Raw genomic sequence first — 14,260 nt, 5'->3', positions numbered from 1 at the left:
AAAGAGGCCGGGCTCCCCGCCTTCCCACAGCCCCCACTCAGCCGCCCTATCAAGGGACAAGCCGCGCTGGCTGTCTAATAGGGCAGCCCGGCCTCTCAGCTCGGTAAGAGTCGTTAAAGATCCCCCCAGCGCGGCCTTGGCCGGGCACCCGCCGGGAATCACCACCGAGCGGGGCACACCCCCGTGGCGCCACGAGTCGCCGCACCACGAGCCTCGGGGGGAAGCAGGGTGCATACCAGGTCGGCCGCCATCTGCGCGGCGGTGCTCGCGGGCACCATGCTGGCGATACCGGCGGCATGGGCCGACGACCTCGAGATCGACCCTGGGACGGTACGGCCAGGCGACACGATCACCGTGTCGGGAGGCTGCAGGGACAACGACTCGTTCGTCAGCGTCTCGGGTCCGGCGAGCGGCCGGGGCGCGGTCAGTACGGGTTACTTCAGCATTCAGGCGAAGGTCAAGCAGGTCGAGCCAGGCCGGTACACGGTGATTTCCAAGTGCGTCCCGTCCGGCTACCCCCAGACCGGGCGCATATCCATCGAGAGGCACAAGTCGAGGGACCGCGACCACAAGCCGCCGGACGGCTGGGTCAGGACCGGCGGAGGTGGAACCCAGGGGCCCGGAGTTCCCTGGACAGGGCTGGGGCTGGCCATGGTGGCCGGCGCGGTCGGCATCTGCGGCGTGGCACTGCTCCGGTCCAGGGCACGTGGGCGAGAGTAACGGCGGCTACCTGATCGCCGTCGGCCTGGCGGTGTTCGGCGCCATGGCCGTGGGCCAGGGCGTGAAGGAGCCGCGCGAGCAGCCGGACTACCGCGACCAGGGCGGGCCGCGGGCGATCTGGAACATCCCGGACGGCCCGGAGCTTCCGGCGTCGCCGCCGGAGCGGCTGGAGATCCCGGAGATCGGCGTGGACGCGCCGGTGATGCGGCTCGACAAGAAGGACGACGGGACCGTGGAGGTCCCGCCGTTCGAGCACTCGGGGCACGCGGGCTGGTATCAGCGCGGTCCCGCACCGGGCAGCCGGGGGTCGGCGGTGGTGCTGGGCCATTACGACGACCTGGACGGCGCGGCGGTCTTCTACGAGCTCCATAGGCTGAGGCCGGGCGCGCGGATCAGGGTGCTCCGCCGCGATGGGACCAAGGCACTGTTCCGGGTGGACGCCGTCGAGCAGATCCGCAAATGGGACTTCCCGCGCGACCGCGTGTACGGAGACGTCCGCTATGCGGGTCTGCGCCTGGTGACGTGCGGCGGCTCCTACGACAAGCACGAGCGCTCCTACCGCGACAACGTCATCGTCTACGCCCACCTCGCCGGCGGCAGGTGATCACGGGAGCATCCGCAGCAGGTCCCATTCGTTCTCGGCGACCCGGCGTCCCAGCGCGGCGAGCTCCACCGAGCGCTCGCCGCCGGTGAGATGGCGCTGAGCCTGCATGACGCAGATGATCGCCCAGCGCGCCACGCCGAACATCTCCCACCACCGCAGCGCCACGCGGTCCACCTGGGCTCCACCCGCCTTCTCGTACGCCTCGATCAGCTGGTCGTACGTGCCGAACCCGCCGACCGGAGGCTCGGCCCCGAACCGCCAGGCCTTTACGCACAGCCAGCCAAGATCCTCAAGAGGGTCGCCCAGGTGGGCCAGCTCCCAGTCGAGCACCGCCCTGATGCCGTCAGGGCCGACGATCAGGTTGCCGTTGCGGAAGTCGCCGTGCACTACAACCGACCGGCGCGCTGGCGGGCGGTTGCGGGTCAGCCAGCGCAACGCGAACTCCAGCGCGGGATGCGGCTCACCGATGGCGTCCAGCACGGCCTGCCAGGCCTCCAGCTGGTCGGTTTGCTCCAGTTGCGGAACGCTCGCGACGGGGATGCGGTGGATCGCCGCGAGGACCTCGCCACACTGACCTGCCAGCAGGGGCCGGACGTCCGCCAGCGCGGGATCGCGGAGGATCCTGCGCGGGATCGTCTCGCCCTCCACGCGTTCCATCACCACGAACTCAGCGCCGAGCTCACTGCTGGCGTCCCCGGCGGCGATCACCTCGGGACTGGGCACACCGGCCGCGCCCGCCGCGCGCATCAGTGCGGCCTCCTGCGACAGCGGACCGCCCGCCATCACGCCCTGGGTGGTGAGCCGGAGGATCAGCGGGTGCGCCTCGCCGGCCGCGGTGACGGCCTCGAATCCGCAGGTGACCCGGGAGGCACCGCCGCTGCCCCGGCGCAGCCCGCGAATCTGGACACCGGCGCCGTAGCGCTCGGCGAGCACCTCCGCGAGCGGGTCGGCCAGCTGCTCCAGCTCCATCCCCGGCCTCCTCCCGATCAGAAATAAGTGATCACTTTCCATCCTGGCAGCGATCGGGCATCCCGGCGCATGTGACCTACGTCATACAACCGTCTCCTTGGCCGCCGTGGTCCCCGGGATGTGAACAGAGCCACGATCGAACTCTCGGTCGTCATCCCCGTCTACAACGAGGCAGAGGCCGAGCGGTTGCTCGGGGGTTTCGTGTCCCTCAAAAGGCCCGGAGTGACCGAGGACCGCGCCCGGCACGTCGCCGAGAGCGTGCTCCCGGCGGCCTGACCCGCAGGTCGGGTTATTCGCTGAACAGTTCCAGGACCTGGTGGGACGACGCGGCGGCGGCCGGGAGCCCGCCCAGGATGAGGTCGGCGAGGCTGTCGACCACGGTCTCGCGCGGCACCTCGTCGGCGTGGTCGAGCCACCAGTCCCCGGCGGTCTGCACCATCCCGACGACCGCGTGGGCCCACACGTAGGCGCGGGTGCGGTCCGTGAGCTCACTCTCGGCGATCATGACCTCGGCCAGCTCCCGGCTGAGCCCCCGGATCATGGTGCTCATCGCGCCGTGCGTGGCGGCGTCCTCGGCGCTGGCCCGGTGCATGAGGAAGCGGTAGAGGTTGAGGTTGTTCGAGATCGTCGACAGATAGGTGTCGATCGTCGACCGGGTGCGGGCCCGGACCGAGGTGGCGCGGGAGAACTCCTCCTGCACACCCTCGATCAGCTTGCGGGTGTGCCGCTCGGCCAGTGCCTGGTAAAGGCCGCTCTTGTCGCCGAAGTGCCGGTAGAGGATGGGCTTGCTGATCCCCGCCTCGGCGGCGATCGAGGCCATGGACGCCCCCGGCCCCTCGCGCTGGATGACCCGGTCGGCCGCCTCCAGCAGGGCACGCCGCCGTCCCGGGTCGCGTCGCGCCCCGGGACTCGCCGTCCCCGCAGTCGTCATGGTGAGAACCGTACGCCATGCCGGTGCCGAGATCGTCACGATGGTGGCCGCTGCGATCAGAGTCACTGACGTGATGTCCAATACAGGCCGGTGCCGCCCCCGAGCTGCAGGGGCGGCACCTCGCGCGGGTCAGCCTGCGGGGAATTCGTCCGCGGTCATGGTGCGCTCCCGCACCCAGACCCCGGCGGGCTTCAGCGGCGCGGTCCCCGTCCAGGGACCGTTCGGGCACGTGCCGCTCTTGAAGACGGCCCCGGACCGGGAGTCGTCGGAGTAGTTCCAGTTCGTCCAGCTGATCTTCTTGCTCGCCATCAGGTCGAGGTACTGCTGCGACCGGGTGAAGTTGTTGCCGCCGTCACCCGAGGCCGTCTGGGTGCCGAACTCGGTCACGAACACCGGCAGCCGGTCGGCCGCTCGCGACAGGGTGCTCAGGTACTCCGAGCCGTGCGAGGCCGCGTAGAAGTGGAAGGTGTACATGATGTTGGACGCGTTCACCGGGCTGTTGACGATCTCGGTCTCGTCGGCCCCGTCGGACACGCCGAGCGACGACCACGCGCGGGTCCCGACCAGGATCGGGGTGTCGGGATCGTGCTGGCGGATGACCGGGATGAGGTTCTCGGCATAGCTCTTGATCCTCGCCCAGCTCACCCCGTTCGGCTCGTTGGCGATCTCGTAGAGGAGGTTGTTCTTGCCGTTGTGCCGCTGGGCGATCTCGGTGAAGAACGTCTTGGCCCTGGCCAGGTTGTGGTGGGGGTCGCCCGGGCTCAGCATGTGCCAGTCGACGATCGCGTACATGCCGCGCGACGTGGCCTGCTCGATGAGGTTGTGCACCCGGTCGGTGAACAGGCGCGGGTTGGTCTCGTACCCGCCCTCCTGGATGTACATCGAGATCCGCAGGACGTCGGCCTTCCAGTCCTGGGCCAGCGCGTTGAGCGAGCCGGTGTTGAGGCACTGGTAGTACCACTGGAGGCCGTGGCTGCTCATGCCGCGCAGCTGGATCGGCTGGCCGTGCTGGTTGCACAGCTTCGTCCCGCAGACCTTGAGCTGTCCGTTGGCCTGGACCGGCGTCCCGGGGTTCGGAGACCCGCCCACCTCGAAATCGAGGTAGTCGAGGTTGGGCCCGCCGGCCGCCGTGGTGGCGGTCAGCCGGATCGTGTTGGCGCCCGCGTTGACCGGAGCGGTGAGGGTGGAGGTGGCCCAGGTGGTCCAGGCACCGGTGCCGCCGAACGCCCGGGCCGCGGAGACCACCGTTCCGTTCACGGTGACGTCCATTGGGCGGTTCGACGTCGTGCCATTGGCGTACCGGATCGCAATGGTGGCGGTCCCGGCGGACGCCGCGTTCACCGACCATTCCACATGGCTGCCGGTCGCGTTGGTGCCGTTGACGAACCCGGTCCCCGAGTACCCGGCGTGGTTGGACTCCACCACCCCCTGCGAGATGGCGGCGTTCTCCGCCTCGTACCGCGTCGGCGCTGCGGCGTTGCCCGAGGCGCCGGGGACGCGCACGGGCACCAGCAGCGCCACCGTCGCGAGAACGGCGGTCAGGCGCGCGATCGTTCGCCTTCTCATGATCCGACCTCCAGGGTGTCGAGGTAGTCCAGGTTCGGCAGGCCGCCCGTACCGGTGGCGGTGAGACGGATCGTGTTGGCGCCCGCGTTCAGGCTCACTGCCGCCGTGGCGGTGCGCCAGAGGCTCCACGCGCCGGTGGGGGCGAAGGGGACCGTGCCGGCGGCCGTCCCGTTCACGCTCAGGGAGGCGGGCCGGTCGGCAGTGCCCGCGTGGGCGTAGTCGAAGGCCAGCGTGTGCCGGCCGGCCTGCGCCGCGTTCACCGTGAACTGCACGTAGCTGCCGGTCGCATTGGGGGTGTTGACGAATCCCTTGCCGGAGTAGCCGGAGTGGTTGCGGTCGACGGTGCTGCCGCTGACGGACGTGGCGTCCTCGGCCTCGTACCGTTGGGATGTGCCGCCCCGGGACACGCGGTAGAGCACGGTGCCGTGGCCGGGCACGGAGGCGCTCACTGCCCCGGTGGTCTTCCGGGTCGACTTGGTCCACAGATCCTTGAGCGTGTAGGAGGCCGAGCCGCCGAGCCCGATCGCGGCCGCCGTCGTGCCGATCGTCGCCGTGGCGGTGGTCTCGTTGGACAGGGCCACGGCGCGATCCCCGTTCGCCAGGACCTTGCTGTAGACGACGTGGCCGCCGGAGGCGCTGACGACGGTGGCCTGGCGGCCGAGCTTGTCCTGGTCGACCGCGATGACGTCGGTGTTCTTGAGGATCGTGAACGTGTCCTCGGACACCTCGCGCAGGTCGGAACCGATCAGCAGCGGGGCTGCCATGACGGCCCAGAGGCTGAAATGGGTGCGGTACTCGGCCGGCGTCATGCCGCCGTTGCCGACCTCCAGCATGTCGGGGTCGTTCCAGTGCCCCGGCCCCGCGTACCGCGCCAGGCTCCGGTTGGCCTGCGCCTTGCCGATCATGCTGGTCCAGTTGTCGCTGATGTCGCCGGTCGTACGCCAGAGGTTGCCGACGTCCTTGCCCCACTCCCAGACGCGCGGCGGACCGGTCCTCCCCCATTCGCATATGGAGTAGGTGATGGGGCGGCCGGTGTTGGCGAGCGCGTCACGCATGCGCGTGTAGCGCACCTGCGCATCCACGCCCTGGTTGTTGCAGTTGTCATACTTCAGGTAGTCGACGCCCCAGCTCGCGAAGAGATCGGCGTCTCGCTGCTCGTTGTTGAGAGCGCCGGGGAACCCGCCCGCGCCGTTGCAGGTCTTGGTGCCCGCCGACGTGTAGATGCCGAACTTGAGCCCCTTGGAGTGCACGTAGTCGGCGACGGCCTTGATCCCGTTCGGGAACCGGGTCCGGTGAGGCACGAGATCGCCGTTCGCGTCGCGCTGGGGCTCCGCCCAGCAGTCGTCGATGTTGACGTATTCGTAGCCGACGTCCTTGAGCCCTCGCGAGACGAAGATGTCAGCGATCGCCTTGACCATCGCCTCGTTGAACTCCGGCCTGCAGGCGGTGGTGTTCCAGTTGTTGAACCCCATCGGGGGTGTGCGGGCGAGTCCGTTCTCCAGCGCGATGGCCGGCCGAGCCGACGCGACAAGCGCGTCGGCCCTCCCGGTCACGACGACGCCGGAGGCGGTCAGCAGGGTGAGGGCGGTCAGGGCCGCGGAGGTTCTCCGGGCACATGTTCTCCAGGCACAGGGCACAACGGCCTCCTGGTCGGGGGCGGGCGGGTATCAGCCGGGCAGGGCGAGATGGTCGAGGTTGGGTCCGCCGTTGGCCGTCGTGGCGGTGGCTCTGATGGTGTTGGCGCCCGCGTTGAGGGGGACGGTCATGCTTGTGGTGGTCCAGTTCGGCCAGGCGCCGGTGCCCGGGAACGCGAGCTCATCGGATGCCAGGACGCCGTTGACGGTGATGTCCATCGGCCGGTTGACCGTCGTCCCGTTGGCGAAGCGGAAGGTGAGCGGCACGTTGCCCGCCTGCGCCGCGTTCACGGTGAACTCCACGTACGAGCCCGTGACATTGGTGTAGTTGACGAAGCCGCTGCCGGTGAACCCGGCGTGGTTGGACTCCACCACGCCCTGCGAGATCGTCGCGTTCTCGGCCTCGAACCGGTTGCCGGGCGCCGGGCCGCACGCCTGGGTGGAGCCGCCGGTCGCGCTGGTCCGCAGTGCCCCGCCGCCGGTGTTGGAGCTGTTGGCGACGCAGTAGCCGGTGATGGACTGGAAGCCCATGTCGAAGGGACTGTTGCTGCCGCGTTCGGCCGTGAAGCGCTCGAACGAGACGCCGCCGCCGGTGTTGGCGATCACCGCCGGACGGCAGTCGTTGCTCACGAACTGCACGGAGCTGTCCACGAACCGGATGTCGTGGGCGTTGTGGATGTACCAGCCGTACGCGGGCCGCGTCCCGATGCTCACCGGGTTGTAGTTGTTCGGGTCGTTGCTGGGCACGCCGGTGCCCATGCAGCCGTTCCCGCCCGGGACGGTGAGATCGACGTTGGTGAACGTGACGTCGCGGATGCGGTTGTTCGCGCCCGACTCGCCCCACAGCGTCGCGGTGAAGTTGGTGCTGCTCTGGCCGGACGAGGTGACGTTCTCGTACGTGATGTTCTGGATGCGGCCGACGCCAGGGTTGTCACCGCATCGTCTGCGGGTGCCCACCTTCTGCATGATCGCGCCGCGCACGTCGGTCATGCTGATGTCCTTGTAGTGGACGTCGGAGATCGTCGTCCCGTCCATCGAGACCATGCCGAGGCCCGACTTGTTCGAGCCGTTGATCGTGATCCGCTCGAACCGGTAGTCGGTGAAGTCGCCGCAGGTCTCCGAGCCGAACATCAGCGCGTTGCAGCATTCCGCCGAGAGCCGGGAGTCGGTGACCGTGACGTGGCCGTTGTCGTACGTCCGGCCCAGCGCCCAGTCGCTCTTGAAGGCCAGCGCGTCGTCGTCGGCGGAGATGTCGGCGTTGGTGATGGTGACGTTCTGGGCGTTGATGACGTTCCAGCCGTCCCGGTCGCTGGCGGTGTCGATGCGCAGCCGGTCTGAGGAGATGTCGTTGCAGGCGTTGGTCAGCATGGCGAAGTGCCCGCCGCGGCGCAGCGTGATCCCGCTGACGTCCAAGCCCTCGCAACGCGTCAGGGAGATGATCTTGTCGGCCTCACCGGAGTCCGGGTTGCCGGTGATGAGGTGGCCGCCGCCGTCGATGGTGCCCGAACCGGTGAAGCACAGGTTCGACAGCCGGTCGCCCCAGATCATCGCGTTGTGGAAATGGCTGTGGCCGTAGTCCTGGTACTCGTCGTTCGGGTTCGGCTCGGGCGGGTCGTAGTCGTCGTTGGGTGAGCCAAGGATGGTCGAGCCGCTGTCCAGTTGGATGGTGATGTTGCTCTTCATATGGATGGAATTCGCGGACCGGTAGGTCCCCGCCGGGAACCGCACGACCCCGCCGCCGGCGGCCGACGCAGCGTCGATGGCCCGGTTGATGGCGCCTGTGTCATTGGTCGAGCCGTTGCCGGTCGCGCCGTAGCTCCGTACGTTGTACGGCCCGCCGGACGGGCACGTGATCGGCGCCCGCGCGGAGGCGGCGGGCACGGCCGAGGCGGTGGTGGTGGACGCGGACGTGGACGTGGTCGAGGTGGCGGACGCGGTCTGGGCGGCGGGCGTGACCGAGGCGGTGGCCACCTCGGTCACGGTGATGGCGAGGACGGCCGCCGCGACGAGTGCGACGAGAATCGTCAGGGGTGGGATGCGGTGGTTGCGCATGGGTCACTCGCCTCATCCGATGGTGATCTTGTCGAGGTTGGGCCCGCCGTTGGCGGTGGTGGCGGTGGCCCTGATCGTGTTGGCCCCGGCGTTGAGCGGAACCGTGAGGGTGGTGGTGGCCCAGGAGGTCCAGGCGCCCGTTCCGGCGAAGGAACGCGCGGCCGACACCACGGCGCCGTTCACGACGATGTCCATCGGCCTGTCCGTGGTGGTGCCGTTGGCGTAGCGCAAGGTCAGCGTGGCGTTGCCCGCCTGGGCGGCGTTGACGGTGAACTCCACGTAGGAGCCCGCGACATTGGTGTAGTTGACGAAGCCGCTGCCGGTGAACCCGGCGTGGTTGGACTCCACCACACCCTGCGAGATCGTGGCGTCCTCCGCCTGGTGGTCGCCGGGACCGCCCGGACCGCCGTCCCCGGCGTACGCCGTGCCGATCCACGCCTCGTCGACCCGCAGACGCGCGACGCCGTGGCTGTTGACCTTCTCGACTCGCACATGCCGGGCGGTGGTGGTGGCGGGGAGGTCGATGATCTGCACGCCGCGGTGGTTGGGCAGCGTGCCGGTCTTGATCGGGCTGCCCCAGTTGCTGCCGTCGTCGCTGACGTAGACCCGGTAGTCGCGGATGCGCGCCGATCCCGACGCGGGGTACGTCGTCGAGTCCTCACGCTGGTTGATGCCGACGTACCGCACCGGCTTGGCCGAGCCGAGATCGAAGCGCAACGACACCGGCTGCGCCGAGGTGGCGTCCCAGTAGGTCAGGTAATCGCCGTCGGCCGCGTGTGAGGCGGGGTGACCGCTCGCCGAGGCGCTCGCGCTCATGGTGTAGGTGGAACGCGGCAGGATCCCCTCGCGCCCGGCCGTGACCACCTTGAACACCGTGTCGTACTGGTCCCAGTTCGAGACACCGTTGAGCGTCAGCGTCCCGCCGGACTGGCCGAAGCTCACCGGGGCGCCCGTTCTGAGGTCAGTCACGGAGGCGACTTCATAGCCGTTGTCGCGGATCCGCAGGGTGCTGCCGGACGGCCGGGTGATCACGTGGACGTGGTGCAGGTTCGGGTCGGTCTTACTGATCGTCGTGACGCCGTGGGCACCGTCGTTCCAGAAGCCGGGCTTGAGGCCGCCGTACATGTAGCCGCCGCCCTCGGTGCCGTGCAGCGATTCCCAGATCTCCTCCAGGTAGCCGTTGGCGAAGTTGTTGAACGCCTCCTGCGCGGGCGGCATCCGCCCCGCCTTCATCGGCGTCTCCGCCATCAGCGCCTTGACCGACGACCCCGCGTTGGTGATGAGGCGGCCGAGCGTCAGCCGGCGGTCCACCGCGTTGTCCGAGCCCGTGTACCACCACGCGCCGCTCGTGGGCAGTTTGAAATCCGCCTCGATCAGCCTGGGCGCGGCGGTGTAGACGGCCTGCGGGTAGTCGTACGACGGCGTCATCCCGGTCTTCTGCTCGTTGCTGATCATGTCCATGATCGGCGTGTCCTCGTTGTTGTTGCTGAGCGTGAAGTGGGGCCGGTCGCGCCGGATCCGCTCGTACAGGCCGTTGCGCTCCCAATAGGCGTTGTCGTTGTCGATCCAGAACCCCGCCAGCTCCGGATAGCGCTGCATGACCTCCACGAAGTTGTCGTAGGAGAACTCGCCGAACCCGTCACGGGTGTGCAGATCGACGCTGCGGCCCTTGTACGAGGAGTAGGCGGAGGAGTTGAGCCAGCTCTGCCCCGAGCCCAGGCCCTCGTTCCACCACTGCGGGTCGTCGGTCATGTAGAGGATGACCCGCAGCCCCTGGCCGTTGGCCGCCGTGACCAGCTCACCGAGGAAGTCCCGGTTCGTCCGGCAGCTGCCAGGGATCGCCGACGGCCAGGGCCGCGCGTAGCCGAGCCTGCTGTGGAACGTGGCGAGCACGATGTACTGCGTGTGCAGCTTCTTGGCCTCGTTCACCCAGTACGAGGGGTTCCAGCCGCCGTTGGTCACGGCCGACTCCCAGGCACTGCAGCTGGTGTGCGCGGGCGCGGTGCGCATCCCCCAGTGCAGGAAGAGGCCGCCGATGGAGCCGCGCAGGAACGCCTGGCGTGGATGGTGCAGCTCGGCGGTCGCGGGCGGCGCCGCGGTCACGGCGAGCACCGCCGTGACCGCGGTGAGCAGCGCGAGCGCTTTGAGCGAGAGGCACCGCAGCGATGACCGCATGGCTGGCTTCTCTCTGGCACGTCAGCCGACGTTCGACCGGAAGAGCCGGTCGGCCGTGCCGTTGCCGTTGTTGTCGGAGTTGGTCGTGCCGAACCAGAGGGCGTTGGCGCCGGGCACCTTCTCCACCGCGCGCAGGCGGCCGTAGGTCCCGTTCCAGTACGAGTTGGCCGAGACGACGTTCGGGCCGTCGAGGACGATCCGCCACATGCGCTGGCCGCGCAGGGCCGCCATGAACAGCGCGCCGTTCACGTAGGCGATGCCGCTGGGCGACGCCGAGGCGACCGACCAGGTGCGTTTCGGGTTGGTCATCCCCGCGGTGCCGCAATCGCCCTCGCAGGTCGGCCAGCCGTAGTTCTTGCCCGGTTCGATCAGGTTGAGCTCGTCGACGGAGGAGTTGCCGAGCTCGGAGGACCAGAGCCGTCCCGCCGCGTCCCAGGTGATCCCCTGCGGATTGCGGTGGCCGTAGCTGTAGATCCGGGTGCCGAACGGGTTGCCCGGAGCCGCCGCGCCCGACTTGGTCACGCGCAGGATCTTGCCGTTGAGGGAGTTGCGGTCCTGTGCCAGGCCGCCCTGCTGCGAGTCGCCCGTGGCCGCGTACAGCTGGCCGTCCGGGCCGAACTTGATCCGCCCGCCGTTGTGGTAGCGGTTCTTGCGGATACCGGTCACGATCGCGGTGTAGCCGCTGAGCGCCGAGCCGTTGAAGGTCATCTTCGCGATGCGGTTGCCGTCGGAAGAGGTGTGCATGAAGAACACCTCGCTGTCGCTCGTGCCGTTCCAGGTGGGCGAGAGCGCGACGCCCATGAGGCCGCCCTCGCCGTCGGTGGTCTGGCTGTTGGGCACGGTGCCGACCTGGGTCTTGCCGGACCCGTCCTTGTTGATCCTGAAGACCCGGAAGGTGTCCCGCTCGGTGACCAGGGCGAACGAGCCGTCCGGTGACCATGCGATGTCCCACGGGATGTCCCAGCCGCCCGAGACCTGGGCGGGCGTGCCAGGGGTGTTGCCGCAGCCGCTCGTGGTGAACGAGACCACGTTGCTCTTGGCCGAGGTGTTGCCCGCGGCGTCGCGGGCGACCACGTGCAGCCTGTAGGCGGTGCCGCATGCGAGCACGGTCACGTTCCGGCTGGTCGCGGGCGGGCTGCCGGTGACCTGGTCGATGACCGCGTTGTTGTCGTCGGACCGGATCTGGTACGCGGTGACCCCGACGTTGTCGGTGGACGCGGTCCAGCTGAGGCTCACGCTCGTCGAGCCCACGTTGGAGCTCGTGAGGCCGGTCGGCGCGGTCGGCGGCTGCGTCTCCCCCGGCCTGGTCCTGCAGGTGGCCTCGGGGCTGCTGGCCGAGACGTTGCCCGCGGCGTCCCGGGCGAAGACCGAGATCGTGTACGTGGTGTCGGCGGTCAGGCCGGTGACGGTGTACGGCGGGCCGGGCGGGTTCGGGGCCTCGGCGATCTTCTGGCCGAGGTTGTAGATGTCGTAGGCGACCACGCCGGCGTTGTCCGTGGAGGGCGGCCAGCTCAGCTTGATCGTCGTTTCGCCGATGTCGGCGGCGGCGCAGACCGGCTGACCGGGCGCGGTGGGCGGCTGCGTGTCGACGGGGGCGCCGACGCTCAGCCGGTCGAGGTTGGGGCCGCCGGTGGCCGTCGTGCTGGTCGCCTTCACCGTGTTGGCGCCCGCCCTGAGCGTGGCGTTGACGGAGATCTCCTGCCAGTTCGTCCAGGCAGAGGTGCCCGGGAACGACTGGCTCGCCACGACGGTCGTGCCGTTGACCGCGACGGACATCGGCCGGTCGGTCGTCGTGCCGTTGGCGTACCGGAACGTCAGCGACGCCGGGCCCGCGCTCGCGGCGTTCACCGCGAACTCCACCGACGAGCCGGCCACGTTGTCGTAGTTGACGAAGCCGGTGCCGGTGAACCCGGCGTGGTTGGACTCCACCACGCCCTGCGAGATCGTCGCGTCCTCGGCCTGGTAGTCGTTGCCCGGCGCGGCCACCTCGACGTCCAGGCAGTCGAGGTTGGGCCCGCCGGCATCGCTCGTGGCGGTCAGCCGGATCGTGTTGGCGCCCGCGTTGACCGGAGCGGTCAGGGTGGAGGTGGCCCACGTCGTCCACGCGCCGGTGCCGCCGAACGCCCGCGCCGCCGACACCACCGTTCCGTTCACCGCGACGTCCATCGGCCGGTTCACTGTCGTGCCGTTGGCGTACCGGACACCCAGGGTGGCGGTCCCAGCCGACGCGGCGCTCACCGTCCACTCCACGTAACTGCCGGTCGCGTTGGTGCCGTTGACGAACCCGGTCCCCGAGTACCCGGCGTGGTTGGACTCCACCACCCCCTGCGAGATGGCGGCGTTCTCCGCCTCGTACCGCACCGGTGCCGCACCGGCGGGCGCCGCCGTCACCGCCGCGAGCAGCCAGGCGACGAGCACCATCGCCGTCGCCGCCGCCAGCGCGCGCGGTCGGGTCTTCCACGAAGCTCGGGGCCGCATGATCCCTCCGTTTTCCGTCTGCCGGACGGGCGGGGAGCCAGACCGGAAAGGTTGGATCTTTGAACCCCCGTCTTGTCACGACCGGGCGCGACTGTCAACGGATTGAAATTTCACATCCGGCCTTCGATGGGGCTGGAAATATGCCGTCACCTGGGGAGAGTCGAGAAGGCGGCGTGCGAAATTAGTTAGAGACCTTTACAAACCAAACATCGGATGTATCTTGATGGCGGTCTCTCGTCCATCCCCGCCCGAAGCGCCCGATCATGAACAAGCGATGATCGGGACGGGCGGCGGCTAAGGAGCATCATGACCTCACGCCGGACCTTCCTCAAAGGCACCGCACTCGGCGGCGGGCTGGCCGCGGCCGGGATCCCACTAGGCTCCCGGGCCATGGCGGCACCCACCTGGCAGCTGCGCTGGTCCCCCGTTCCCAGCCGGGACGGGCTGCGCGCCTTCGAGACGATCGAGGACGACCGGGCCGACTCCCACTCTGAGGGACAGCCGCACATCTTCGCCGAGGGCGACCACTACCGCTGGAACATGCACACGATCGACCGCGACACCTCGACCGACCGGCAACGCCAGGAGGTCACCGGCGGGAGGAACCCCGCCGGCGGCGCGTACCTGCGGATGCTGCTCGGCGAGACCTGGCGGCTCACCTACTCGATGTTCATCCCGAACTCGCTGCGCGCGACCACCACGTTCACCCACATCATGCAGACCAAGCAGCCCGGCAGCGGCACCGCGCCGATCACGGTGACCTCGCTCCGCCGGGTGAACGGGCGGCAGACCATCGAGCACAAGGTCTTCGGACCCGACATCCTGGTGGGCCGCACGGACCTCGAACCCCTGCACGACAAGTGGATCGACGTCGACTACGAGCTGAAGATCGGCAACGGGGGCGCGGGCTCGGTCCGCTGGGTGATCCGCAGCGGCGGGACCACGGTCATCGACGCCCGGCGCACCGGCGTGGACACCTTCCTCGCCGACCGGGTACGCCCCAAGTGGGGCATCTACCGCTCCCTCGGCGACACCTCAGGCTCCCTCCGCAACTGCCATCTGCTCATCAGGGACCTCCGCGCCTACCAGCTCACCGGGACCTGAGGGTGGACGCGGCCCACATCGAGATCG

At 69.3% G+C, this 14,260-nt stretch carries 11 protein-coding genes; 4 read left to right on the top strand and 7 right to left on the bottom strand.

The genetic code is table 11. The features are described from left to right. Window positions 1–228 precede the first annotated feature (228 nt). Both F8566_RS03095 and F8566_RS03090 read left to right on the top strand, forming a co-directional pair. Complete coding sequence (locus tag F8566_RS03095) at window positions 229–720, top strand: hypothetical protein (RefSeq protein WP_151557666.1); 492 nt, start codon at window positions 229–231, stop codon at window positions 718–720. Then, window positions 707–1,324 carry a class F sortase gene (locus F8566_RS03090; RefSeq protein ID WP_151557664.1) on the top strand — a complete coding sequence of 206 codons (618 nt, stop codon included), beginning with the start codon at window positions 707–709 and terminating at the stop codon, window positions 1,322–1,324. The genes F8566_RS03095 and F8566_RS03090 overlap by 14 nt, the downstream gene beginning before the upstream one ends. Here the strand turns inward: F8566_RS03090 and F8566_RS03085 are convergent, their stop codons facing one another. Further along, window positions 1,325–2,293: a phosphotransferase family protein gene (locus tag F8566_RS03085; RefSeq protein WP_151557662.1), complete on the bottom strand. Its 969-nt coding sequence runs from the start codon at window positions 2,291–2,293 to the stop codon at window positions 1,325–1,327. It lies immediately after the preceding gene. Window positions 2,294–2,413: 120 nt separating this feature from the next. Here F8566_RS03085 and F8566_RS49625 point away from each other — a divergent pair, with 120 nt between their 5' ends. Further along, window positions 2,414–2,569, top strand: coding sequence for a hypothetical protein (locus F8566_RS49625; RefSeq protein WP_192809482.1), 156 nt, complete (start codon window positions 2,414–2,416; stop codon window positions 2,567–2,569). 13 nt (window positions 2,570–2,582) lie between these two features. On the opposite strand, the gene F8566_RS03080 is transcribed toward F8566_RS49625, so the two are convergent. From F8566_RS03080 to F8566_RS03055, 6 genes are all read right to left on the bottom strand, one after another. Beyond that, on the bottom strand, window positions 2,583–3,224 hold the full coding sequence (locus F8566_RS03080; protein ID WP_151557660.1) for a TetR family transcriptional regulator: 642 nt from the start codon (window positions 3,222–3,224) through the stop codon (window positions 2,583–2,585). A gap of 129 nt (window positions 3,225–3,353) precedes the next feature. Then, on the bottom strand, window positions 3,354–4,790 hold the full coding sequence (locus tag F8566_RS52585; protein ID WP_151557658.1) for a cellulase family glycosylhydrolase: 1,437 nt from the start codon (window positions 4,788–4,790) through the stop codon (window positions 3,354–3,356). Next, window positions 4,787–6,427: a carbohydrate-binding protein gene (locus tag F8566_RS03070; protein WP_225992811.1), complete on the bottom strand. Its 1,641-nt coding sequence runs from the start codon at window positions 6,425–6,427 to the stop codon at window positions 4,787–4,789. Before F8566_RS03070 ends, F8566_RS52585 begins: the two co-directional genes overlap by 4 nt. A gap of 30 nt (window positions 6,428–6,457) precedes the next feature. After that, a complete protein-coding gene (locus F8566_RS03065) occupies window positions 6,458–8,476 on the bottom strand; it encodes a glycosyl hydrolase family 28 protein (RefSeq protein WP_151557656.1) in 2,019 nt (672 codons plus the stop codon). 12 nt (window positions 8,477–8,488) lie between these two features. Continuing rightward, window positions 8,489–10,651, bottom strand: coding sequence for a discoidin domain-containing protein (locus tag F8566_RS03060; protein WP_151557654.1), 2,163 nt, complete (start codon window positions 10,649–10,651; stop codon window positions 8,489–8,491). 21 nt (window positions 10,652–10,672) lie between these two features. Beyond that, window positions 10,673–13,129 (bottom strand): PQQ-dependent sugar dehydrogenase, encoded by a 2,457-nt coding sequence (locus tag F8566_RS03055; protein ID WP_225992810.1) that lies wholly within the window; start codon window positions 13,127–13,129, stop codon window positions 10,673–10,675. A 306-nt stretch (window positions 13,130–13,435) separates the two neighbouring features. Between F8566_RS03055 and F8566_RS03050 the strand changes: the two genes are divergently transcribed. Next, window positions 13,436–14,233, top strand: a complete 798-nt coding sequence (locus F8566_RS03050; protein ID WP_151557652.1) for a twin-arginine translocation signal domain-containing protein — start codon at window positions 13,436–13,438, stop codon at window positions 14,231–14,233. The last annotated feature ends 27 nt before the right edge of the window (window positions 14,234–14,260 follow it).

It is taken from the genome of Actinomadura rudentiformis, from assembly GCF_008923185.1.
In the GTDB taxonomy this organism is placed as follows: Bacteria; Actinomycetota; Actinomycetes; order Streptosporangiales; family Streptosporangiaceae; genus Spirillospora; species Spirillospora rudentiformis.
Note: the sequence above shows the minus strand (reverse complement) of the source record. Positions and strands in the feature narration are given on the sequence as shown.